The organism is Micromonospora sp. NBRC 110009 (genome assembly GCF_030518795.1).
In the GTDB taxonomy this organism is placed as follows: domain Bacteria; phylum Actinomycetota; class Actinomycetes; order Mycobacteriales; family Micromonosporaceae; genus Micromonospora.
The window spans coordinates 6,378,756-6,401,512 of sequence record NZ_CP130427.1 but is presented as its reverse complement, the minus strand read 5'-3'; the positions used below and the strand labels follow the sequence as shown (position 1 = coordinate 6,401,512).

Genomic DNA, 22,757 nt, shown 5'->3' with positions numbered 1-22,757 from the left:
CCCCGAGCGAACAGGAGAGACCGCACCATGAGCGAGACGACCGCCACCCTTCCGGTGGTCATCGAGAACGACGGCCGGGCGCTGACCGACCTGATCGACGCCCGGCGCGCCGAGCTGCGCGCGAGCCTCGTCGAACACGGCGGGCTGCTGTTCCGCGGCTTCGACGTCGGCGGGGTGGACGGCTTCGACCGGGCCGTCCGCGCGCTGAGCGGCGAGCCGCTGACCTACACGGAACGCTCCTCGCCCCGGCACTCCATCAAGGGCCGGGTCTACACCTCGACCGACTACCCGCCCGACGAGGAGATCTTCCTGCACAACGAGAACTCGTACCAGGCGCGCTGGCCGCTGACCCTCTTCTTCTACTGCCTCACCGCGCCGGAGACCCAGGGCGCCACCCCGCTCGCCGACGTGCGCCGGGTGTACACCGAGATCGACCCGGCGGTGCGCGAGGAGTTCGTCCGGCGGCGCTGGATGCTGGTGCGCAACTTCCACGGCGACTTCGGCACCCGCTGGCAGGAGGTGTTCAACACCGAGAACCGGGCCGAGGTCGAGGCGTACGCGACGGCGAACGGCATCACCGTGGAGTGGATCGGCAAGGACGGCCTGCGCACCCGGGCGGTCCGGGACGTGGTGCACCACCGGCCCGGCTCGGACGCCCCGCGCTGGTTCAACCACGCCACCTTCTTCCACCTCAGCACCCTGCCGGAGGACTACCAGGAGGGGCTGCTGGCGATGTTCGGCGCCGACGGGCTGCCGTCGAACACCTACTACGGCGACGGCGGTGAGATCCCCGCCGACGTCATGGACCACCTGCGCGCCGCCTACCGGGCCGCCACCGTCCGCTTCGACTACCAGCGCGACGACGTGCTGGTGGTGGACAACATGACCGCCGCGCACGGGCGGGAGCCGTTCACCGGTCCCCGCAAGATCGCCGTCGCGATGGCCGAGCCGTACACCCCCGACACCCCTGGAGCGAACTGAGATGGCCGAACCCCGATTCCTGGTCGTCCGCAACGACGAGGAGCAGTACTCGATCTGGTCGGCCGACCGGGACGTCCCCGCCGGCTGGCACGATGCGGGCTTCACCGGCACCCGCGACGAGTGCCTGGCCCACGTCGACACCGTGTGGACGGACATGCGTCCCCGCTCGGTCCGCGAGGCGCAGTCATGACGCAGGAGTGGACCTTCCCGGCCTCCTTCGCCCAGGAGCGGGTGTGGATGGCCAACGACGTGGACGCCGACTCGCCCGTGTTCAACGTCTCCAACCCGTGGCGGTTCCCGGCCGGCATCGACCCGGAGACCGCCGCCGAGGTCGTCAACCAGGTGGTGGCCCGGCACGAGTCGCTCCGCACCTACCTGCGGGTCGACGACGGCGCCCTGGTGCAGGTGGTCCGGGCACACGAGCGGGTCGCGCTGCCGGTCGAGGACCTGCGCGGCCTGTCGGAGACGGCCCTCGCCGAGCGGCTGGACGCGCTGCACGAGGAACTGGCCCGCACCCCGATCCGGCTGGCCGAGCCGCCGCCGTGGCGGGCCCGACTGATCCGGTCCGAGGGCGCGCTTTCGCTGCTGTTCGTGGCGCACCACGCCGTCTTCGACAGCCACTCGGCGGTGCTGTTCACCCGGGAACTCGCCGCGTTCAGCGAGGCCGCGCTGACCGGCGCCACCGCCGCCGTGCCCGAGCTGCCCATCCAGTACGCCGACTTCGCGGTCTGGCAGCGCGACCAGCTCACCGGCGCGGAGCTGGAGCGCCAGCTCGCCTTCTGGACCGGCCACCTGGCCGGCGCGCCGCCGGTGACCGGCCTGCCACTGGACCGGCCCCGCCCGGCCCAGCTCGGCTTCGCCGGCGACGAGGTGCGCTTCGACCTGCCGGACGGGCTGCTGGACCGGGTCGGCGCGCTCGCGGCCGGCGCGGCGGCCACGCCGTACATGGTGCTGCTGGCCGGCTTCGCGGCGTTGCTGTCCCGGATCTCCGGCGACCCCGACGTGGTCGTCGGGGTCTCCACCGCGGGCCGGGACACCGCCGAGCTGGGCCCGCTGATCGGCATGTTCGTCAACCCGGTGGCGCTGCGCTGCGACGTCTCCGGCGATCCCACCTTCGCCGAGCTGCTCGGCCGGGTCTGGGACGGCCTGGTCGACGCGATGGAGCACGGGCAGACCCCGTTCCAGAAGATCGTGGAGGCGGTCCACCCGCAGCGCGACCCGTCGGTCCAGCCGATCTTCCAGACCGCGCTGAACTTCATCCCGGACTCCGGCCTGGACCCGGTGGAGCTGGGCACCACCAAGGACGACCTGGCCTTCGACATCACCACCGGGGAGTGCCGACTGGTCTACCGGACGGCCCTGTTCGACCGGGCCACCGCCGAGGCGGTCGCCGACCGGTACGTCCGGCTGCTCGCCGCGGCCGTCGCCCACCCGGGCCGCCCGGTCGGCGCGCTGCCGCTGCTCACCGACGCCGAGCGGGACCTGGTGCTGGGCGCCTGGAACGACACCGCGCACGAGGTGCCGCCGACCACGGTGGTCGCCGAGGTGCAGCGGCAGGCGGCGGCCGGCCCGAACGCCGTCGCGCTGGTCTGCGACGGCGCGCCGCTGACGTACGCCGAGCTGAACACCGCCGCCAACCGGCTCGCCCGGCTGCTGGTGGCCCGCGGCGTCGGCCCGGAGACCCGGGTCGCGCTCGCCCTGCCGCGCAGCCTGGAGCTGGTGGTGGCGGTGCTCGCCGTGCTCAAGGCCGGCGGCGCGTACGTCCCGGTGGACACCGGGTACCCGGCCGGCCGGATCGCCTACCTGCTGGCGGACGCCGAGCCGGCGCTGGTGGTGGCCGCCCCGGAGACCGCCGCGCTGGTGCCGGCCGACGCCCTGGTGCTGGACGGGGAGGTGGGTGCCGACCAGGCCGACGAGGACCTCGTCGACGCCGACCGGCTCGCCCCGCTGCGTCCCGAGCATCCCGCGTACGTGCTCTACACCTCCGGCTCCACCGGCCGCCCTAAGGGCGTGGTGGTGGAGCACCGGGCGGTGACCGCCTACCTGGCCTGGGCCCGGCACACCTACCCGGGCCTGTCCGGCACGGCGCTGCTGCACTCGCCGGTCTCGTTCGACCTCACCGTCACCGGCCTGCTCGGCACCCTCACCGCCGGCGGCACGGTGCGGCTGGCCGCGCTCGACGAGCCGGCCGCCCGGGCCGGCGGCCGGCCGACCTTCCTCAAGGTCACCCCGAGCCACCTGCCGCTGCTCGACGACGAACTGTCGCCCACCGGCGACCTGGTCATCGGCGGCGAGGCGCTCACCGGCGAGCAGCTAGCCGGCTGGCGGGCCGCGCACCCGGACGTGGCGGTGATCAACGAGTACGGTCCGACCGAGGCGACGGTCGGCTGCGTGGCCGCCCGGATCGCCCCCGGCGAGCCGGTCGAGCCCGGCCCGGTGCCGATCGGCGCGCCCACCTGGAACACCGGGGCGCTGCTGCTCGACGCCGCGCTGCGGCCGGTGCCGCCGGGCGTGGTCGGTGAGCTTTACGTCGCGGGCACCCAGCTGGCCCGCGGCTACCACCGCCGGCCCGGCCTCACCGCCGAGCGCTTCCTGCCCTGCCCGTACGGGCCGCCGGGCAGCCGGATGTACGCCACCGGCGACCTGGCCCGCTGGCGTCCGGACGGCACGCTGGACTACCTGGGCCGCCGGGACGACCAGGTCAAGGTGCGCGGCATGCGGATCGAGCTGGGCGAGATCGAGGCGGCCCTGCTGGCCCACCCGGACGTCCGGGCGGCCGCCGCGGCGGTGCGCACCGACGGCGGCGAGCCGGTCCTGGTCGGCTACCTGGTCGGCCCGGCCGTCGAGGAGTCGGTCCGCGCCGAGCTGGCCCGCGAGCTGCCCGCCCACCTGGTCCCGGCGGCGCTGGTCCGGCTCGACGCGCTGCCGCTGACGCCGAACGGCAAGCTGGACCGGGCCGCGCTCCCCGCCCCGGCCGCCGCCGTCCCGGCCGAGGACAGCTACGTCCCGCCCCGCACCGACGCCGAGTCCCTGGTCGCCGAGGTGTACGCCGAGATCCTCCAGGTGGAGAAGGTCGGCGCGCTGGACGACTTCTTCGCCCTCGGCGGCAACTCGCTGCGCGGCATGCGGGCGATGGCCCGGATCCGGGCCGAGGTGGACGTCGACCTGCCGATGCGGGCGCTGTTCGGCAGCCCCGTGGTCGCGGACCTGGCCGCCCAGATCGAGGAGCGGATCGCCGCCGAACTCGACGGACTCTCCGACACCGAGGTCGCCGCGCTGCTCGCGGCGGAAGAGGAAACGCGCTGATGACCGACCTGAAGGATCCGACCCGGGAGGCGGCCCGGCAGGCGCTGATCGCCAGGCGACTGCGCGCCCGCCGGGCCGCCCCCGCGGCCCGGATCACGCCCCGGCCCGCCAACGTCGAGGTGCCGCTGTCGTACGCCCAGGAGCGGGTCTGGTTCATGGACCAGCTCGCCCCGGGCGAGGCGGCGTACCACATCGCCGTGCCGCTGCGGGTGCGCGGCCCGCTCGACGTCGACGCGCTGCGGGCCGCCCTGGCCGGGCTGACCGCCCGGCACGAGTCGCAGCGGACCCGCTTCCCGGCCGATACCGACGGACGTCCCACCGTGGTGATCGAGGAGACGGTGGACGTCCCACTGACCATCGTGGACGCGCCGGACGAGGTCGCCGCCCAGGCGCTGGTGGAGGCGGCCGCCGCCGAACCGTTCGACCTGGCGCACGGCCCGCTGCTGCGGGCCCTGCTGGTCCGGCTGGCCGCCGACGACCACGTGCTCTTCCTCGGCCAGCACCACATCGTCGGCGACGGCTGGTCGGTGGACGTGCTGCTGCGCGACCTGATCACCCTCTACCAGGGCGGCGAGCTGCCCTCCCTCCCGATCCAGTACGGCGACTTCGCCGCCTGGGAGGCCAGGGAGCTGGACGGCCCGCAGGCCCGGGCGCACGTCGACTACTGGAAGCAGCGGCTCGCCGGGATCACCCCGTTGACGCTGCCGCTGGACCGGCCCCGCCCGGCCACCCAGACCTACCGGGGCGACTTCGTCGAGTTCCAGCTCGACCCGGCCACCACCGAGGCGCTCAACGCGCTGACCCGGGCGGGCGGCGGCACGCTGTTCATGACCCTGCTCGCCGCGTACCAGGTGCTGCTGGCCCGGCACGCCGGCCAGGACGACTTCGCCGTCGGCGCCTCGGTGGCCGGCCGGTCCGCGCCGGAGCTGGAGAACGTCGTCGGCATGTTCATCAACATGCTGCCGCTGCGCGCCGAACTGGCCGGCGACCCCACCTTCACCGAGCTGCTGGAGCGCACCCGGCGCAGCGTGCTGGACGGCTTCGAGCACGCCGAGGTGCCGTTCGCCAAGGTGGTCCACGAGCTGGGGCTGCCCCGCGACGTCAGCCGCTCCCCGGTGTTCCAGGCCATGTTCGTGCTGCAGAACTACGAAATGGGGCGCTTCTCCGGCGTCTCCGGCGCCGACGACGTCCGCTTCGAGTGGACCCCGATGGAGCTGCGAGCCACCCGGTTCGACTTCGAGCTGCACGCGGTGGAGACCGCCGGCGGGCTCTGGGGGAAGCTGGTCTTCAACACCGACCTGTTCACCCGGGACACCGTCGAGCGGATGGCCCGGCGCTGGACCACCCTGCTCGCCTCGATCGTCGCCGCGCCGGACACCCCGGTGTCCCGGCTGGAGCTGCTCCCCGCCGAGGAGCGGGCGCTGCTGGCGGCCTGGAACGACACCGCCGCCGACTTCCCGCGTGCGCAGACCCTGCACGGGCCGATCGAGGAGCGCGCCGCGGCCACCCCGGACGCGGTCGCGCTCACCATCGAGGGGCGCAGTCTCACGTACGCGGAGCTGAACGCCGCCGCCAACCGGATCGCGCACCGGCTGCGCGCCGCCGGTGTCGGCCCGGAGACCCTGGTCGGGGTCTGCGCCGAACGCTCCGTCGAGCTGGTCGCCGGCCTGCTCGGCGTGCTCAAGGCCGGCGGGGCGTACCTGCCGCTGGACCCGGAGTATCCGGCCGACCGGCTCGCCTTCATGGTCACCGACGCCGACGCGCCGGTGGTGCTGGTCCAGCAGCACCTGCGGGACGTGCTGCCGGACACCGCCGCCGCCGTGCTCGCCCTTGACGACCCGGCCGTCTGGGCCGACCAGCCCGGCACCGATCCGGCGCCGACCGCCGGCCCGGAGCACCTGGCGTACGTCATCTACACCTCCGGCTCCACCGGCCGGCCGAAGGGTGTGCCGAACACCCACCGGGGCATCGTCAACCGGCTCGACTGGATGCAGAAGGCGTATCGCCTCGGCGCCGACGACGCGGTGCTCCAGAAGACCCCGGCCAGCTTCGACGTGTCGGTGTGGGAGTTCTTCTGGCCGCTGCGCGAGGGCGCCCGGCTGGTCCTGGCGAAGCCGGGCGGACACAAGGACGCCGGCTACCTGCGCGACCTGCTGGTCGGCGAGCGGATCACCACGGCCCACTTCGTCCCCTCGATGCTCACCGTCTTCCTCGCCGAGGAGGGCATCGAGGCGGCCACCGCGCTGCGCCGGGTTGTCTGCTCCGGCGAGGAGCTGCCGCTGGCGTCCGCGGTGGACTTCTCCGCCCGGCTGCCCTGGTGCGGCCTGCACAACCTGTACGGCCCCACCGAGGCGGCCATCGACGTCACCGCCTGGCCCTGCGACCCGGCGCTGCTCGGCGGGCTCAGCAGCGTGCCGATCGGCGCGCCGATCGCCAACCTGCGCCTGCACGTGCTCGACGCGGCGGGTGCCGAGTGCCCGGTCGGCGTCGCCGGGGAGCTGCACATCGGCGGCGTCGGGCTGGCCCGCGGCTACCACCGCCGGCCGGCGCTGACCGCCGAGAAGTTCGTCCCCGACCCGTACTCCGGCGAGCCCGGCGCCCGCCTCTACCGCACTGGCGACCTGGCCCGCTGGATGCCCGCCCCGGAGGGGACGGGGGAGCGCGGCGTCGTCGAGTTCCTCGGCCGGATCGACCACCAGGTCAAGCTGCGGGGCCTGCGGATCGAGCTGGGCGAGATCGAGAGCGCGCTGCGGGAGCAGCCCGGGGTGACCGAGGCGGCGGTGATCGTCCGCGAGGACAGCCCCGGCGACAAGCGGCTCACCGCCTACCTGGTCGGGCCCGCCGAGCACGCCGCACTGAAGGCGGCGCTCAAGGAGACCCTGCCCGAGTACATGGTGCCGGCCGCGTTCGTCACCCTGGACGCGCTGCCGTTGAGCCCCAACGGCAAGCTCGACCGCCGGGCGCTGCCCGCGCCGGTGGTCACCCGCGAGGCGTCCGTGGCGCTGGTCGAGCCGCGCGACGACACCGAACGGGCGCTCGCCGCCATCTGGTCCGAGGTGCTCGGCGTCGACACCCTCGGCATCGACGACGACTTCTTCGACCTCGGCGGGCACTCCATGCTCGCCACCCAGGTGGTCGCCAAGATCCGCAAGGCCGAGCTGGGCGGCCGGCCGGTCGGCGTGATGGACCTGTTCCAGCAGCGGACCATCCGCGAGCTGGCCGCGTTCGTCTCCGGCGACGCCGCCGAGGCGGGCCCGCGCCGGCTGCTCTACGAGCTGACCAAGCCGATCCCCGCCGCGCAGCGGGTGCTGTCCTACGTCTGCGTCCCGTACGGCGGCGGCAGCGCGATCGTCTACCAGCCCTTGGCCGACGCGCTGCCGGCCGGGCACGCGCTGTGGTCCCTCGCCATCCCCGGCCACGATGTCGGCCTCAGCGAGGACGCGCTGCCCTTCGACGAGCTGACCACCCGGGTCGCCGACGAGATCCTGGAACGCGTCGAGGGCCCGCTGGCCCTGTACGGCCACTGCGGCGTGGGCAGCGCGATCATCGCGGAGGTGGCCCGCAAGGTCGAGGCGGCCGGTCGCGACCTCGAGGCGGTCTACATCGGGGCGATGTTCCCGTTCGCCCGCCCCAAGGGCCTCTTCGCGACGGCGCGCAACCGACTGGAGCAGCTGCGCAGCAACAAGCACTACGCGAGCTGGCTCAAGTCGATGGGGGTGGACACCGACGAGCTGGACCCGGAGCAGGCCGACCGGATCATCAGCAACATGCGGGCGGACTCCCGCGCCTCCGAGGAGTACTTCACCGGGCTGCTCGACCAGCGGGCGACGAAGCTGCGCGCTCCGATCATCTCGGTCGTCGGCTCGGAGGACCCGGTCACCGACTACCACCGCGAGCGGTACGCCGAGTGGCAGTTCCTCAGCGACACCCTCGGGCTGGTCGTCCTCGACCAGGCCGGCCACTTCTTCCTCAAGTACCGCGCCGAGGAGCTGGCCGAGATCGTCACCCGGGCGCACCCGGCGGTGACCGCCGGGGACGTCAGCGCGCTCACCCCGCAGGCGCGGGGCGAGGACGCCGGCTGGGCGGTCCTGGACCGCCTGCGGATCGGCGAGACGCCGCAGCCGGCCACGGCGACGGTCAAGCCGAGCATGGCTCGCTTCGTGGCGGTGACGGTCGGCCAGCTCGTGTCGAGCACCGGCTCGGCGCTGACCGCGTTCGCCCTGCCGATCTGGCTGTTCAACCGGACCGGCTCGGTGGCCGACCTCGGCCTGCTCTGGGCGCTCGCGCTGATCTGCGGAGTGCTGATGCTCCCGGTGGCCGGCGCGGTCATCGACCGGGTCGACCGGCGCAAGGTCATGATGCTGACCAGTTCCGTGGCCGGGCTGATCCAGCTGATCCTCGCGGCCCTGCTGTGGACGGACAACCTGGTGCTCTGGCACATCTATGTGCTGGTCGCGCTCAGCTCCGTCGCCGGGTCGTTCCAGCGGATCGCGTTCCAGTCGGCGGTGCCCCAGCTGGTGCCGAAGCGCTACCTCGGCCACGCCATGGGCATCACCCAGCTCTCCACCGGGGTCGCCACCCTGCTGATGCCGGTCTTCGCCGCCGGCCTGCTCGCCGCGATCGACCTCAAGGGCATTCTCCTCGTCGACGTGGCCAGCTACCTGGTCGCCGTGGCCACCCTGGCCGTGGTCCGATTCCCCGACCTGCTGGGCTGGCGGCCCCGGGAACGGCTGCTGGCCGCCATCGCCAACGGCCTGCGCTTCTCCTGGCAGCACCGCGGCTTCCGGCTGATGCTCGGCTATTTCGCGCTGGGCAACATCTTCCTCGCCCCGGCGCTGGTGCTCACCACCCCGCTGGTGCTCTCCTTCGGCACCCCGACCCAGGTGGCGCAGGTGGCCCTCGCCCAGGCGGTCGGCGCGGTGGCCGGCGGCGTGCTCATGTCGCTGTGGGGCGGCCCACGCCGGCGGCGGATGATCGGCGTGCTGGTCGCGAACCTCGGCACCGCGATCGGCTGTGTGCTGATCGGCCTGGACGGCTCGGTGGCGATGATCTGCGTCGGCATGTGCTGGCTGGCCATGGCGATGACCACCGCGCAGTCGATCTACGCGACCATCGTCCAGGTCAAGGTGCCGCAACGCTTCCACGGCCGGGTGTTCAGCCTCAACCAGACCATCGCCTGGTCGACGCTGCCCATCGGCTTTGCGCTGCTCGCGCCGGGGGCCACCGCCCTGTTCGAGCCGATGCTCGCCCCGGACGGGGCGCTCGCCGGGTCGGTGGGCGCCGTGATCGGCACCGGTCCCGGCCGGGGCATCGGCTTCGCGTACGTCTGCTTCGGGCTGGCCCTGGTGCTGACCACCCTCGGCGGGTTCGCGATCCGGCTGCTGCGCCGCTTCGACCTCGAGGTGGAGGACTCCCTCCCCGACGACCTGATCGGCGCGCAGGAGCGGGAACGGCGGCTCGCCGCCCGGGCCGCGGTCGCGGCGTGACGAAAGGAAGGGCCCCTTCTTAACGCCTGCGGTAGAGAAGGGTTCCCTTCTCACGGGCACAGCGGCGGGGCCTCCGGCGGCACGACCGGGGGCCCCGCGCTCACTACTGTCGGGGCGGGTCGGCCAGTTCGTCCTCAGGCAGTTCCCGCGGTTCGGCCACCCACGCCGAGTAGACCGGCAGCCCGTGCCACGGCCCGCCGGCGTCGTCGGTGGCCACCGCCACCACCGCGTACGGGTGGCCGAAGCGCAGCTCCGCGACGCGGGCGGTGCCCTGCGGCGGCAGCCCGGTCACCATGCCGAACGCTGTGACCGCGGCGGCCTCGAAGCCGTACCGCCCGAACCGGGCCACCGCGGACTGGACCGCCTCGTACGGCAGGTCCGGCGCACCGATGCGGGTGCCGAGCGCCCGAGCGGCGGCGCCGAAACCGAACTCGACGCCGGCCAGGTCGTGCCGACTCTCCGCCGACCAGCAGGGCAGCACGGCCGTGCTCCGTTCCTCCCGCCCGTCGCGCGCGAACGTGTGCACCGTCTCCTCGCGCAGCGTCCACAGCGGGGTGTCGCCGAGCGGCAGGTCGAACAGGGACCGCTGGTCGGGGCGGGGCCCGTCCGGAGCGGCGGCGGCCGACGCGGCGATCTCCTGCGCGGCGGCGAGGACGTCCGCCGCCGGCACCTCCGGCGCGGCGGCGACGGACACCACCAGCAGGCCGGCCTCGGCGCCCGCGGTCGGCACCGGGCGGCCCGGCGCGGCGTGCACCGCCACGTCACCGGCCCGCGTGGTGGCCGCGATCCAGCTCGCGTGCCCGTGCCGGGGGGAGTGGAGCACCCGACGCAGCCGACCGGCCCAGGCGCTGTCCGCCCCGAGCCGCTCGGCGGGCGCCACCTGGAACGGGTCCGCCCAGGACACCCTGGTGGCCAGCGCGCTGGCCAGGATCAGCAGGGTTTCCGGGGTGACCCGGACGGGGAACCGGTCGATCAGGCCGTCGGTGTGCTGCCGCGCCCACGCGTCCAGCGCCGCCTGGTCGGGCAGCGGCCCGGCCTGCGTCGGCTCCGGGAGGCTCGCCCGCCAGCCGGCCAGCCCGCCGAAGGGCGTCCGCTCCCACAGCGCGGTGGCCGCGGCGACCAGCGGGTGGGGCGCCTCCAGCAGCGCGTGGGCCGCCGCGGCGGCGGTGTCCACGTCGGTGCCGAGCGCCTCCTCCAGTTCCTTGCGGACGTCGCCGCTGGCGGCGGGGCCGGCGAGCGCGAGGAGCAGCCAGGCGCCGAGCGGGGACGCGATGTGGTGCGCGTCGCCCGCGGCGCGGTGCAGCCGCTGTGCGTAACGGGCCAGGGGCACGTGGAGAAGGTTCACCGCTCCACTGTGCCGGTTGCCGCGGCGTCCGTCACGACCAGAGTTCGAACGGTTCGTCGATCTCCTCGCCGGCCAGGAACGCCGGCAGCAGCTCGGGCAGCCGCCCCGGATAGCAGCGCGGCCGTTCGGTGACGATCTCCGCGACCGGCCACCAGCGGAAGCCGAAGTAGTCCTCCACCTCGTAGTCGAGCCGGTCCGTCTCGTCCACGTCCGGTCCCGGTCCCGGCAGCCGTACCGGGACCACCACCTCGTCCTGCAGGTGGCGCAGCTGCCGGTGGATGAAGCTGGCCCGGCGTCGCCAGGTCGGTGCGCCCACGCCGCTCGGCCCGACCACGATCCCGGTCTCCTCGCGCAGCTCCCGCACCGCCGCCTCCAGGTACGTCTCCCCGGGGTCGAGCCCGCCGCCGGGCAGCTCCCACCAGGTGCCGAGGCGGGGGTGCTCCGGGTCGCGGGTGTGGAACAGCAGCACGCGGTCGGTGGCGTCGAGGACCACCAGCCGGACCGCGCGTCGTTCGAGCAGCGGCAGGTCCCGGGGCAGTTCGGGGTGCACGACACCTCCCAAGGGGTCGGCGGCGACCGGCCCGCCCTGCGATGATGCGATCCATGTCGCAGCTCTTCGGTGAGGTGGCCGGCGGTTACGACGAGGCCCGCCCAGGCTATCCGCCGGAGATCGTCGAGGCGATCCGGGCCTACCACGGCCGCGGGCCCGGCGCCCTCGTCGAGGTCGGCGCCGGGACCGGCCTGGCCACCCGGGCGCTGCTCGGCCTGGGCGCGCCGATGACCTGCGTCGAGCCGGACCCGCGGATGGCGCGGGTGCTCGCGGCCCGGTTCCCTCAGGTCGAGGTGGTGAACGTGCCCTTCGAGGGGTGGCGCCCGCCGCCCGGTGGGGTGCCGGCGCTGGCCTGCGCGATGGCCTGGCACTGGCTCGATCCGGCCACCCGCAACCTGCGGGCCCACGACGCGCTCGCCCCCGGCGGCACCCTGGCCGTCTTCGCCCACCGTTACGACTACGTCGACCCGGACGACGCCGCGGCGCTGCGGGCGGCGTTCGAGTCGGCCGATCCGCAGCCGACGTACGACCGTCCGGAGAGCTGGTTCCACGACGACGTGGTGGCCAGCGGCCTCTTCACCGACGTGCGGTCGTTGCCCTTCCGCCGGGCGGTGCCGCTGGACACCGCCGCCTACCTGCGGTTGGTCAGCACGTTCTCGCCGCAGCTCAAACGCCCGCCCGAGCTGCGCGAGCGGGTGCTCGCCGCGGTCGGCGCGGCCGTCGACGGGTTCGGCGGCACCGTCGTCATGGACCTGCGTACCACCCTGGTCCTGGCCCGCCGCCCGGCCTGACCCGAGCGAGCCCGCGCGTCAGGCCGCGTCGCCGGTCACCTCGGCGTGCCGCAGCCGCACCGGTGTGCCCCGGCGCAGCGAGTTGGGGATCTCCGCGATCGCGTCGACCCGGGCCACCAGCTCGCGCAGCCGCGCGTCGTCCGCGTCGCCGGCCACCTGCACGTCGTAGCTGATCTCCGTCGACACCGCCGGGTCGCCGGTGAAGTCGCCGTGCACGGTGACCTCGACCCGGTGCAGGGTGATTCCCAGTGCCCGCGCCTCCCGGAACAGGTCGTTGGAGACGCAGCCGGCCACGGCCAGGTAGAGCAGCTGCCCGCCGTTGAAGCCGAGGCCGTCCCCGCCGCCGTCCGCCGGGCGGTCCAGCACCAGCGTGAACGGACCGGCCGAGCCGATCGCCGCCGGCCGGTCCGGCAGGCTGCGCGTGCGCACCTCGAAGGTCATGCCGACCCCTCCCTCCCGACCAGGCCGAGTCAACCACCCGGGCCGGCGGGGCGCCCTCCCCGGTTCAGTCCGAACTGGCGTCGACCACCCGGGCCACCTCGGCAGGCAGCGGGTACGGGCGCTCGACCGGCAGCAGCCCGGCCGCGCCGGGCTCGTCGCCGTCATTGAGCCGGCCGTGCACGGCCCGGGCCAGCGGCGTGACGTCGGTGAGGCCGACGAGCCAGTCGTCGACGTAGCGGCGTACCGCGTCGCCGGAGAGCCCCACCTGCACCGCGCGGTACGGCAGCGGCGCCAGCCGCAGCGACCGCTCGGGGTCCCACTGCACGCGGACCGGGCTGGACCGGAGCTGCCGCCGCCAGGCGGCCCGGTCGCCGTGCAGCCGGGGGTCGTAGCCGCTGAGGCAGGCGTGCGCGAGGGCCCACTCGAAGCCGGACCGACTGATCTCGACCGCCAGCACCCGCTCCTGTCCGGGCTTGAGCGCCCAGCCGCAGCGGTACATCATCCACCGGAACGACGGCTTGATCCAGGTCATCCGGTCCCGGCTGAAGGGCGGCACGAACCGGCCGGCGGCCAGCGCCGGGTCGGCGACCTCCGGGCCGTACGCCTGGTAGACGGTGACCGTGTCGGCGGTGAAGGCGGCCCGGATCTGGTGGCGGGGAACAGTCACCGGGGGATCGTCGCCGAGGACCGGCCGGCCCGGCCACCGGGTTTCGCCCCGCGTCGCGGCCGCCTTCCCGGGTGCGGATAGGCTGCCGGCCGTGGCAGGTCTGTTGAGGAGCGTGGCGTCCCGGTTCGGTCGGCTCACCGGGGGCACGACCGTGCCGGCCCGGACCGCCGGGCCGATCCCGGCCCAGGTCGCCCGGCGGCGCCAGGTCGCCGCGCTGCAGCGGCGCGAGCTGGCGTACGCCCCGGAGCTGGACGGCCAGGCCGACCCGGGGGAGATCGTCTGGACCTGGGTCCCGTACGAGGACGACCCGCGTCAGGGCAAGGACCGGCCGGTGCTGGTGGTCGGCCGGCAGAGCCGGACGCTGTTCGGGCTGATGCTCTCCAGCCAGAGCGAGCGGGACGGGCAGCGGCACTGGCTGGCCCTCGGCCCGGGGGAGTGGGACCACGACCGGCGCCCGAGCTGGGTACGCCTCGACCGGGTGCTCACCATGCGCGAGGACTGCATCCGCCGCGAGGGCGCGGTGCTGGACCGGCGCCGGTTCGACCGGGTGGGCCAGGCGCTGCGCGCCGGTTACGGCTGGCGCTGACGGGGCGGCGCGTGGACGCGCGGCTCGCCGCCCGGGTCGCCGAGGAGTTCGGGCTGACCCTGCTCACCACCGTGCCGGTGGACCTCGGCGCGGACCCGGCCGCCCGGCTGTGGCGGGCCACCACCGCCGACGGCCACGACTACGCGGTGAAACTCACCGGCGGGGGCACCCCGGCCGGCGCGGTGGTGACGGCGCGGCTCGTCCGGCAGGGCGTACCGGGCATCGCGGCACCGCTGACCACCCGGGACGGGCGGCTCGGCGCGGTCCACGACGGACGGCGGCTCACCGTGGTGCCGTGGGTCTCCGACGAACGCGCCCCCGCCGGCGGCATGCGCCCCGCCCACTGGCGCGGGTACGGCGCGCTGCTCGCCGCCGCGCACGCGGTCCCGGTCACCGCCGAGCTGGCCGAGCTGCCCCGGGAGGACCACACCCACGCCGCGGTCGCCGCGGCGTTCCGGCGGACCGACCGCCGGCTGCGCGCGGTGGACGACGCCGCGGACCGGTGGACGCGGGAGACGGCCGGCCACTGGCGGGCGGCCGCCGCCGACCTCGCGCGCCTGCTGGCGGCGGTGGACCGGCTCGGCGCGGAGCTGCGGGCCCGGCCGGCGGAGCTGGTGGTCTGCCACGGCGACCCGCACCTGGGCAACCTGCTGCTCGGCGCCGACGGGCAGGTCTGGCTGATCGACTGGGACGACGCCGTGCTGGCCCCACGGGAACGGGACCTGATGTTCGTGATCGGCGGCGGGCCGGCCTTCGCGCCGCGGGGACGGGTGGACGAGGCGGCCTTCCGGGCCGGCTACGGGCCGGTGGAACCGGATCCGGTCCGGCTCGCGTACCAGCTCGGGGTGCGGGCGCTGGACGACATCTGGAGCTGGTCGGCGGACGCGGCCGACCCCGGCCGTGCGGAGGCCGACCGGGTGCGGGCCCTGCGGATCGTGGTCGAGCTGCTGTCGCCACTGGGTCTGGTCAGCCTGGCTCGACGCGCGCTGCGCGACCTGGGCCGCTGGGCGGACTGACCGGCCGCTCAGTATTCGGCCACGAGCTGTCGGGCCGCCCGGGCCGCGCCGACGCTCTTCGCCTGGTACATCGCGGCGTCGGCCCGGCAGAGCGCCTCGGTCAACTGGGTGGGCCCGTGCACCGGGGCGAGCCCCACGGAGGCGGTCACCTGGACCGTCCGGGTGCCGAGCGGGATCGGGGCGGCGAGCGCCTCGCAGAGCCGGCGGGTGGCGTGCTCGATCCAGCGCCGGTCCACCGTCGGGCCGGCCAGCAGCCCGGCGAACTCGTCACCGCCGAGCCGGGCGACGAGGTTGTCCCCGGCGAACGCGGCCAGCCGCTGGGCCACGCAGATCAGCACCTGGTCGCCGGCGGCGTGCCCGTAGCGGTCGTTGACCTGCTTGAAGCCGTCCAGGTCGAGCACGATCGCGACCAGGGGCTGGCCGGCGGTGTCGGTCAGCAGCGTGGCGGCCAGCCGGAAGAAGGCGCGGCGGTTGGGCAGCCCGGTGAGCGGGTCGTGACTGGCGGCGTGCCGCTCGGCCTCCAGCTCGGCCTGGAGCAGCTCGATCTCCGTCTCGGCGCGCAGCGCGCGGCGGCGCAGCTGCCAGGCGGAGAGCAGGGCACCGACGGCGGAGATGCCGGAGGCGACGGTCATCGGATCCGGCACACGCCCTCCTCACCGCAGCCTGGTGGTGACCGGGATTGCGGTAACCCACAGTGAACGGATGGGTACACCGCACGTGCGTTATCATGCTCGCTGTCCATTGCAGATGCAATAGCAGATGCACGTGCATCTCAGTCCTCAGTCGACAGACACCTCCGCCACCACCGCCCCTCCCCGCGGCATCGGCTGGCCCGTGCAGAGAAAGACGCCACATGCAGCAGCCTCAGAACGGCGTACCCACCAGCCAGTTGCCGCCGTTGCGATGGCAGAAGAGTCGCCGGAGCAATCCCAGCGGCAACTGCGTCGAGCTGGCCCGACTGCCCGGCGGGGCCGGCATCGCGGTGCGCAACTCCCGGCACCCGGAGGGCCCGGCGCTCGTCTACACAGTGGACGAGATCGCCGCGTTCGTGCTCGGCGCCCGGGACGGCGACTTCGACAACCTCATCGCCGACCGCCGATCCCGCTGACCGGACCCACTCCGCCGTCCGGAGGAGTACGCCTCACGCAGAGTCCATGGCATGCTTACACGTCGGCCGGGCCAGGTGCCCGGCCGACCACAGTCGACATACCAAGGACCAGCAGGTGACGATGGTGCCCGCCGAGGGAGGTCCGGCCACCGGGCCGACGGTGCTGCGCATCCTGCTCGGGTCCCAGCTGCGCCGGCTCCGCGAGGGCGCCGGGGTGACCCGGGAAACCGCCGGCTGGGAGATCCGCTCTTCCGAGTCGAAGATCAGTCGGATGGAGCTGGGTCGGGTCGGCTTCAAGGAACGCGATGTCGCCGACCTGCTCACCCTCTACGGCGTCAAGGACGTCGAGGAGCGCGACGCGCTGCTCAAGCTCGCCCGGGAGGCCAACAGCCCCGGCTGGTGGCACCGCTACGGCGACGTGCTGCCCGGCTGGTTCCAGTCCTATCTCGGCCTGGAGGCCGCCGCCGCGCTGATCCGCACGTACGAGGTGCAGTTCGTCCCCGGCCTGCTGCAGACCCCCGACTACGCCCGGGCCGTGATCCTGCTCGGCCACCGGGGCGCCCCGGCCGCGGAGATCGACCGGCGGGTGAGCCTGCGGATGGCGCGCCAGGACGTGCTACGCCGCAGCAGGCCGCCGCAGCTCTGGGCGGTGCTCGACGAGGCGGCCCTGCGCCGGCCGATCGGTGGGCCGGACGTCATGCGCGGCCAGCTCGACGCGCTGATCGAGGCCACCGCCGCGCCGCACGTCCGGCTGCAGGTGGTCCAGTTCGAGGCCGGCGGGCACGCCGCTGCCAGCGGCGCCTTCAGCATCCTCCGCTTCGGCGACGAGGAGCTGCCCGACATCGTCTACATCGAACAGCTCACCAGCGCCATCTACCTCGACAAGCGCGACGACCTCGACTACTACGCGCTGGCCATGGAGCGGCTCTGCGTGGAGGCCGCCCCGCCGGAGCGCACCCCCGAGCTGCTCACCCGGATCCGCGACGAGCTCTACCCGGCCTGACGCCCCCCGGCATTGACCCGCACCGAACCGGACGGGTAGTCTCTGGATCGATCCAGTACTGAATCGATCCAGAAGGGGAGACCGTGAAGCCGACCCTGCAGGACGTCGCGAACGCCGTGGGCGTGTCCCGGAGCACCGTCTCCAACGCCTACAGCCGGCCGGACCAGCTCTCCGCGGCACTCCGGGCGAAGATCCTCGACGCCGCGCAGCGCCTCGGCTACTCCGGCCCCGACCCGACCGCCCGCTCGCTGCGGCGCGGCTTCGTCGGCGCCCTCGGTGTCCTCTTCACCTCTGAGTTGTCGTACGCCTTCACCGACCCCTTCGCGGTCCGCTTCCTAGCCGGGGTCAGCCAGGCCGCCGAGCGGCACGCCACCAGCCTGCTGCTGGTGCCGCTCCCCACCGAGCGGGGCCGGGTCCGCGCCGCCGTCGAGAACGCGGCGGTCGACGGGTTCTGCGTCTACTGCGTGGGCGACGAGGACTGGGCCCTGCAGGTCATCCGCGACCGGGGCCTGCCCTACGTCACCACCGCACCGCCGGCCGACGTCGGCCCCACCGACCGGTACGTCGGCATCGACGAGCGCTCCGCCGCCCGATCGGTGGCGGACCACGTCGCCGCCCTCGGCCACCGACGGGTCGCCCTGCTCGGCGACGCCGTGCTGCCCGACGCCCCGGCCGGGCCGCTCCGGCTGGCCGGCCCCGCGGACGCTCCCCACCCGACGACGCGCGGCCGGCTCACCGGCTTTGCCGACGCGTTCGCCGCCGCCGGCGTCCCCTGGTCCACGATCACCGTGCTCAACGCCACCGGCAACAGCCGCGCCGCCGGGGCTGCCGCCGTGGCCCCCGTCCTGACCGGCGAAGATCCGCCCACCGCCGTGCTGGCCTGCTCCGACGTGCTGGCCCTCGGGGTGCTCGACGCGCTCGCCGCGGCTGGCCCGCGGCTGGCGCAGCCCGTCTCGGTCACCGGCTTCGACGACATCGCCGAGGCGGCCGGCGCGGGGCTCACCACCGTCCGGCAACCGGCCGAGGAGAAGGGCCGGCTCGCCGCGCAGCTGCTGCTGGAGCCGCCGGCCGCCCCGGCCGACGGCCACCTCCTGCTCCCCACCGATCTCGTCGTCCGCACCTCCACCCGACCTGTCCCCAGGAGCTGATCATGGAACACGTCACCGGCTTCGTCCTCGCCGTCGACGCGGTCACGCGGCACGTCAACTCGGCCCGGCCCGACGCCCCGGTCCGCCCCGACCGGCCGCGCCCGCCCCGGCTGGCGCCCACCCGGCTGGCCGCCGCCGGGGCTCTGCGCCGGCTCGCCGACCGGATGGAGCCTCGCCCGGCCGCGGTACCGACCTGCCACCCCTGACCCCCGTCGACCCGCCGTCCGGGTGGCCGGCGCCACCCGGACGGCACCCCGTTCGCCCCAGAAACGCCTGGCCGACACCGAACCGGGCACCGGGTTGGTCGGTTCGGCGGGGCGCCAGGCAGACTGGACCATCATGTCGCCGTTCACGCCCTCGCTGCGCCTGCACGATCGGTACGTCCTGCGCGAGCGCATCGGGCTCGGCGGGATGTCCGAGGTGTGGCGCGCCGACGACGAGGTGCTGCACCGCCCCGTGGCGGTCAAGGCCCTCGCGACGCAACTCGCCGCCGACCCGCAGCTGCGCGCCACCATCCAGCGCGAGGCCCGGGCCGCGGCCCGGCTCACCCACCCACACGTCACCCAGGTGTACGACTACGGCGAGGCGACGCTGCCCGACCGCTCGGTGGTGCCCTACCTGGTGATGGAGCTGGTGGAGGGGCGCACCCTGGCCGACCGGCTGGCCGGCGGCCCGCTCGCCTGGCCGGAGGCGGTCCGGCTGGCCGGCCAGGTCGCCGCCGCGCTGGCCGCCGCGCACAAGCTCGGCGTGGTGCACCGCGACATCAAGCCCGGCAACGTGATGCTCACCGAGACCGGCGCCAAGGTGCTCGACTTCGGCATCGCCACGCTCGCCGGGCCGCGCCACCCCCTCGCCGGCCAGACCGGCGAGCTGATGATGGGGACCCCGGCCTACTTCGCCCCGGAGCGGATGACGCCCGGCCCGGCCAACCCGGCCAGCGACGTGTACGCCCTCGGCGCGCTGCTCTACCGCACCCTCACCGGGCGGGCCCCGCTGCCCGTGCAGACCTGGGACGACGTGCTCGACGTGCAGGCCCGGCGGCCCGCGGTGCCGCCGCTGCGGATCCCCGGGCTCCCCGCCGACCTGGCCGAGCTCACCCTGGCCTGCCTCTCCGTGGACCCGGCCCGCCGACCCACCGCCGCCCAGCTCGCCGCCCGGTTCGGCGGCGGCCCGCCGGCCGACCCGCCGACCGCGATCATGCCCACGCTGGCCCCGCCCGAGCACTCGCCGACCCTGATCGACCGGGCGGCCGCGCCGGTGCGTCCCGTGCCGCCGTCGGCGCCGCACCCGCCCGCCCGGTCCAACCGGCTGATCGGCGTGCTGGTCGCGGCCGGGCTGGTACTGCTGCTCGGCCTGATCGGCACGCTGCTGCTCAACGACGACGCCAAGTCGCCGACGGATGCCGGGCCGGCCGCCTCGGCCCCCGCGGCGGAGCCGGCGACGGAGTCGTCCGCCGCGCCCGAGCCGGCCACCACCGAGCCCACCACCACCCAGCCGGCTCCGGCGACGCTGCGGGAGCTCGCCGCGCAGTTCGCCGATCTGCTCGACCAGGCCGTGGCGGACGGCCAGCTCGACCCGAAGACCGCGAACGACCTCCGGGAGAAGGCGGCCGAGCTGGACCGGGGCAAGCCCAAGGACCGGGCCAAGCGGGTCGAGGACCTGCGCGAGCGGATCGACGAGGCCGCCGACCACGACAAGATCGACGACGGGACCGCCGCCGCGCTCCAGCAGCTGCTCGACCTGTACGGGCAACTGCGCGGCAACGGCCGCGACCAGGGCTGAACCCTCCGTTCCGGCACCGCGTCACGGCACGAGCAGGGCGCACTCGGTCGAGCCATCCGCCCGGCGCGCTCCGCCGGCACCGCCGGGTCGCCCGTCGCCTCCAGCACCCCCGCCGGGTGCGCGTCGCTGCCGAGCGCCGCCGTCTGCGCGGCAACCTGGGCGGTGCCTGAGGACAGGACGAATCCGTGGTCGCCCGATGCGAGGCACCGTAACGTGGGCGGATGATCGGAAACGCGCAGCTCCTGGTCGGCCCCCGCGTCAGTGCTCCGCGGGCCGCGGAGCCGGCCGGCGACGGACCCGTCGGCTGGGTCACCGGCCTCGTCGAACGGCTCGGCGGCCCCGGCGCCGGCCTCGCGGTGGCCCTGGAGAACCTCTTCCCGCCCATCCCCAGCGAGGTGATCCTGCCGCTGGCCGGCTTCACCGCCAGCCAGGGCCGGATGAGCCTGGTGGGCGCCATCGGCTGGACCACCCTCGGCTCAGTGCTGGGGGCGGTCGTCCTCTACTACGTCGGGGCCGCGCTCGGCCGGGACCGGATGCGCGCCATCGTGGCCAAGCTGCCGCTGGTCAAAGTGGAGGACGTCGACCGTACCGAGGCATGGTTCCTCCGGCACGGCGTCAAGGCGGTCTTCTTCGGCCGGATGATTCCGATCTTCCGCAGCTTCATCTCCATCCCGGCCGGCGTCGAACGGATGCCGGTGCCGATCTTCCTGCTGTACACCACGCTGGGCAGCCTGATCTGGAACACCGCCTTCGTGCTCGCCGGGTACCTGCTCGGGGAGAACTGGCACCTCGTCGAGTCGTACGTCGGCACGCTCCAGAACGTCGTCATCGTGGCCTGCGTGGGAGCGGTCGGCTGGTTCGTCGTCGGCCGGGTCCGTCGGTCACGCCGATCCGCGTCGGCGGTCGAGCCGCGTCGGGGGACGCTGTACCGGGGCGGTTGGTACCTCCCCGAGGACGATCGGTAGTTCCTGTCGGTGGTTGCGGTTGTCGGGTGTGGCCCGTGCCCCGGCTCCGGTCGGGGGTTGCGGTTTCGGATGTGGCCGGCCGTGCCGCTCCGCTCGTCTGTGGTTGCGGTTGGCGGGTGTGGCCCCGTCCGGACCGTGTGGCCTGCGCGGTCGGCGTCTGCGGTGCGCCGAATGTCCGTCGGCCAGCCGGATGTCCCGCGGGCGCGGTGGGCCAGGCGGCTCTCGGACATCCCTGGAGGATGACAAAGGGTCGTGAGCGGTATGCCGCTGAGTCATAAATATGCCTCAGAGGCATATCGCTCACTCGTGATGTGGCTCCCGGCGGGGGTCACGGTGAGTAAAAGACGCGGCGGGGCTTGGCTCTGCCCGAATTGTGCGCGGTAGGCGAACAGAGGGCCGACGGTCAGGCCGCGCGGGTTCCAGCCCCCGCCGGCCGGCCGCCCTGCCGTGCTCGGCCGGCGGCGCAACCGTTCCAGGCATGCCGCTGCTTCCCCTGTATCCCGGCCTGCTGTCGCCCTCCTCCGCACAGGGCGCGGGCTGTTTGTCCGGTTGTGGGTTGGCTGGGTGGGCTGGGTGGAACGTCATGGCTGTCTCCGGGCTCCGGTTGACCTGCATGGTGTTCCACTGACCGCGCCGCCGCCCGCGCAGCCTGACGCCCGCTGGGTGGTGTGTCCGGTTTTCGGGTGTGACCGGTGGCATCCCGGGGCCGGAATGGTGGGTGGGCGGGGGTCGTTGAACACGGGTGAATGACCGAGGAAGACGCGCCGCCGAGGCGGGTGCGTGGGTCGCCGGAATGATGGTGGGCCGCCGGTCGTTACACATGGTCCCGGCGCCGCGAAGAGGCCCTGCCCCGCACGCCGGATCCCCCCAAGACTTTTCCCCTTTTTGCTTTTTGGGCGCCTGACGGTGCTTGCGTCTGCTGTTGACCCCCATCGGCGTGGACGCCAACCCCCGAATGGAGCTTTGTGATGAACTCGATGCTGCGTAAGAGCGTGCTTGGTATCGCTGGTGTGGCTTTCACCGGTGGTGTGTTCGCCGGTCCGATCGCCGCTCACGCCGACGCCCGCCCCGTCGAGGGCAAGCCGGTCGCGGTGGCCGTGCAGGCGGACAAGCCGGGTGTGGACAAGGCCAAGCTGGTTCCGCATGGTGTGCAGGGCGCCCAGTCGCGCATCGACCTGAACGATGAGCAGGTCGCGAATGCGAAGGCGATCATTGCGGCGACGAAGAAGGCGGGTCTGCCGGAGCGGGCCGCGGTGATCTCGATCGCCACGAGCCTGCAGGAGTCGAAGCTGGAGAACCTGGGCCACCTCGGCGACGCCAATGACCACGACTCGCTGGGCCTGTTCCAGCAGCGGCCGTCCAGTGGTTGGGGTACGCCGGAGCAGATCACCAACCCCGAGTACTCGACGCTTGCGTTCGAGAAGGGTCTGAAGCAGGTCGACGGGTGGCAGGACATGCCGCTGACCGAGGCCGCCCAGACCGTGCAGGTGTCGGCCTACCCGGACGCCTACGCCCAGTGGGAGCAGCAGGCCGCCGACCTCGTCGCCCAGCACTGGAACAGCTGACAACCGAACAAGCGCAT

General features: G+C 74.3%; 19 protein-coding genes. 14 read left to right on the top strand and 5 right to left on the bottom strand.

The window, feature by feature from the left end:
* Window positions 1–27 precede the first annotated feature (27 nt).
* From Q2K19_RS30235 to Q2K19_RS30220, 4 genes are read left to right on the top strand one after another with little or no spacing between them, the layout of a single operon-like run.
* Window positions 28–981 carry a TauD/TfdA family dioxygenase gene (locus Q2K19_RS30235; protein ID WP_302765591.1) on the top strand — a complete coding sequence of 318 codons (954 nt, stop codon included), beginning with the start codon at window positions 28–30 and terminating at the stop codon, window positions 979–981.
* 1 nt (window position 982) lies between these two features.
* A complete protein-coding gene (locus Q2K19_RS30230; RefSeq protein ID WP_302765590.1) occupies window positions 983–1,171 on the top strand; it encodes an MbtH family protein in 189 nt (62 codons plus the stop codon).
* Window positions 1,168–4,287 carry a non-ribosomal peptide synthetase gene (locus Q2K19_RS30225; RefSeq protein WP_302765589.1) on the top strand — a complete coding sequence of 1,040 codons (3,120 nt, stop codon included), beginning with the start codon at window positions 1,168–1,170 and terminating at the stop codon, window positions 4,285–4,287. The genes Q2K19_RS30230 and Q2K19_RS30225 overlap by 4 nt, the downstream gene beginning before the upstream one ends.
* On the top strand, window positions 4,287–9,773 hold the full coding sequence (locus Q2K19_RS30220; RefSeq protein ID WP_302765588.1) for a non-ribosomal peptide synthetase/MFS transporter: 5,487 nt from the start codon (window positions 4,287–4,289) through the stop codon (window positions 9,771–9,773). Before Q2K19_RS30225 ends, Q2K19_RS30220 begins: the two co-directional genes overlap by 1 nt.
* 103 nt (window positions 9,774–9,876) lie before the next feature.
* On the opposite strand, the gene Q2K19_RS30215 is transcribed toward Q2K19_RS30220, so the two are convergent.
* The gene (locus Q2K19_RS30215; protein ID WP_302765586.1) at window positions 9,877–11,118 is read right to left on the bottom strand and encodes a hypothetical protein; all 1,242 of its coding nucleotides are present in this window, start codon (window positions 11,116–11,118) and stop codon (window positions 9,877–9,879) included.
* A gap of 31 nt (window positions 11,119–11,149) precedes the next feature.
* Window positions 11,150–11,668: an NUDIX hydrolase gene (locus Q2K19_RS30210; protein WP_302765585.1), complete on the bottom strand. Its 519-nt coding sequence runs from the start codon at window positions 11,666–11,668 to the stop codon at window positions 11,150–11,152.
* A gap of 53 nt (window positions 11,669–11,721) precedes the next feature.
* Between Q2K19_RS30210 and Q2K19_RS30205 the strand changes: the two genes are divergently transcribed.
* On the top strand, window positions 11,722–12,459 hold the full coding sequence (locus tag Q2K19_RS30205) for a class I SAM-dependent methyltransferase (protein WP_302765583.1): 738 nt from the start codon (window positions 11,722–11,724) through the stop codon (window positions 12,457–12,459).
* A gap of 18 nt (window positions 12,460–12,477) precedes the next feature.
* On the opposite strand, the gene Q2K19_RS30200 is transcribed toward Q2K19_RS30205, so the two are convergent.
* Window positions 12,478–12,900 carry an OsmC family protein gene (locus tag Q2K19_RS30200; protein ID WP_302765582.1) on the bottom strand — a complete coding sequence of 141 codons (423 nt, stop codon included), beginning with the start codon at window positions 12,898–12,900 and terminating at the stop codon, window positions 12,478–12,480.
* A 64-nt stretch (window positions 12,901–12,964) separates the two neighbouring features.
* Window positions 12,965–13,567 (bottom strand): DUF4291 domain-containing protein, encoded by a 603-nt coding sequence (locus tag Q2K19_RS30195; protein WP_302765580.1) that lies wholly within the window; start codon window positions 13,565–13,567, stop codon window positions 12,965–12,967.
* Between the two features lie 91 nt (window positions 13,568–13,658).
* Between Q2K19_RS30195 and Q2K19_RS30190 the strand changes: the two genes are divergently transcribed.
* A complete protein-coding gene (locus tag Q2K19_RS30190) occupies window positions 13,659–14,153 on the top strand; it encodes a type II toxin-antitoxin system PemK/MazF family toxin (RefSeq protein WP_302765578.1) in 495 nt (164 codons plus the stop codon).
* Window positions 14,154–14,164: 11 nt separating this feature from the next.
* Window positions 14,165–15,169 (top strand): phosphotransferase, encoded by a 1,005-nt coding sequence (locus Q2K19_RS30185; protein ID WP_302765577.1) that lies wholly within the window; start codon window positions 14,165–14,167, stop codon window positions 15,167–15,169.
* 8 nt (window positions 15,170–15,177) lie between these two features.
* Here the strand turns inward: Q2K19_RS30185 and Q2K19_RS30180 are convergent, their stop codons facing one another.
* Complete coding sequence (locus Q2K19_RS30180; protein WP_302765576.1) at window positions 15,178–15,813, bottom strand: GGDEF domain-containing protein; 636 nt, start codon at window positions 15,811–15,813, stop codon at window positions 15,178–15,180.
* Between the two features lie 209 nt (window positions 15,814–16,022).
* Here Q2K19_RS30180 and Q2K19_RS30175 point away from each other — a divergent pair, with 209 nt between their 5' ends.
* From Q2K19_RS30175 to Q2K19_RS30145, 7 genes are all read left to right on the top strand, one after another.
* Entirely contained in the window at window positions 16,023–16,277 is a 255-nt protein-coding gene (locus Q2K19_RS30175) for a DUF397 domain-containing protein (protein ID WP_302765575.1), read from the top strand.
* 121 nt (window positions 16,278–16,398) lie between these two features.
* The gene (locus tag Q2K19_RS30170) at window positions 16,399–17,280 is read left to right on the top strand and encodes a helix-turn-helix domain-containing protein (RefSeq protein ID WP_446839781.1); all 882 of its coding nucleotides are present in this window, start codon (window positions 16,399–16,401) and stop codon (window positions 17,278–17,280) included.
* A gap of 83 nt (window positions 17,281–17,363) precedes the next feature.
* On the top strand, window positions 17,364–18,428 hold the full coding sequence (locus tag Q2K19_RS30165) for a LacI family DNA-binding transcriptional regulator (protein WP_302765572.1): 1,065 nt from the start codon (window positions 17,364–17,366) through the stop codon (window positions 18,426–18,428).
* Between the two features lie 2 nt (window positions 18,429–18,430).
* Window positions 18,431–18,634 carry a hypothetical protein gene (locus tag Q2K19_RS30160; RefSeq protein WP_302765570.1) on the top strand — a complete coding sequence of 68 codons (204 nt, stop codon included), beginning with the start codon at window positions 18,431–18,433 and terminating at the stop codon, window positions 18,632–18,634.
* Between the two features lie 133 nt (window positions 18,635–18,767).
* A complete protein-coding gene (locus tag Q2K19_RS30155; RefSeq protein WP_302765568.1) occupies window positions 18,768–20,210 on the top strand; it encodes a serine/threonine-protein kinase in 1,443 nt (480 codons plus the stop codon).
* 221 nt (window positions 20,211–20,431) lie between these two features.
* Window positions 20,432–21,175, top strand: a complete 744-nt coding sequence (locus Q2K19_RS30150; RefSeq protein WP_302765567.1) for a DedA family protein — start codon at window positions 20,432–20,434, stop codon at window positions 21,173–21,175.
* Between the two features lie 968 nt (window positions 21,176–22,143).
* A complete protein-coding gene (locus tag Q2K19_RS30145; RefSeq protein WP_302765562.1) occupies window positions 22,144–22,740 on the top strand; it encodes a hypothetical protein in 597 nt (198 codons plus the stop codon).
* Window positions 22,741–22,757 lie beyond the last annotated feature (17 nt).

Coding starts and splice junctions, on each gene's coding strand:
- Q2K19_RS30145 (WP_302765562.1), top strand. CDS start 22,144: ATGAACTCGATGCTGCGTAAGAGCGTGCTTGGTATCGCTGGTGTGGCT.
- Q2K19_RS30170 (WP_446839781.1), top strand. CDS start 16,399: ATGGTGCCCGCCGAGGGAGGTCCGGCCACCGGGCCGACGGTGCTGCGC.
- Q2K19_RS30175 (WP_302765575.1), top strand. CDS start 16,023: ATGCAGCAGCCTCAGAACGGCGTACCCACCAGCCAGTTGCCGCCGTTG.
- Q2K19_RS30150 (WP_302765567.1), top strand. CDS start 20,432: ATGATCGGAAACGCGCAGCTCCTGGTCGGCCCCCGCGTCAGTGCTCCG.
- Q2K19_RS30200 (WP_302765582.1), bottom strand. CDS start 12,900: ATGACCTTCGAGGTGCGCACGCGCAGCCTGCCGGACCGGCCGGCGGCG.
- Q2K19_RS30205 (WP_302765583.1), top strand. CDS start 11,722: ATGTCGCAGCTCTTCGGTGAGGTGGCCGGCGGTTACGACGAGGCCCGC.
- Q2K19_RS30160 (WP_302765570.1), top strand. CDS start 18,431: ATGGAACACGTCACCGGCTTCGTCCTCGCCGTCGACGCGGTCACGCGG.
- Q2K19_RS30230 (WP_302765590.1), top strand. CDS start 983: ATGGCCGAACCCCGATTCCTGGTCGTCCGCAACGACGAGGAGCAGTAC.
- Q2K19_RS30220 (WP_302765588.1), top strand. CDS start 4,287: ATGACCGACCTGAAGGATCCGACCCGGGAGGCGGCCCGGCAGGCGCTG.
- Q2K19_RS30155 (WP_302765568.1), top strand. CDS start 18,768: ATGTCGCCGTTCACGCCCTCGCTGCGCCTGCACGATCGGTACGTCCTG.
- Q2K19_RS30235 (WP_302765591.1), top strand. CDS start 28: ATGAGCGAGACGACCGCCACCCTTCCGGTGGTCATCGAGAACGACGGC.
- Q2K19_RS30225 (WP_302765589.1), top strand. CDS start 1,168: ATGACGCAGGAGTGGACCTTCCCGGCCTCCTTCGCCCAGGAGCGGGTG.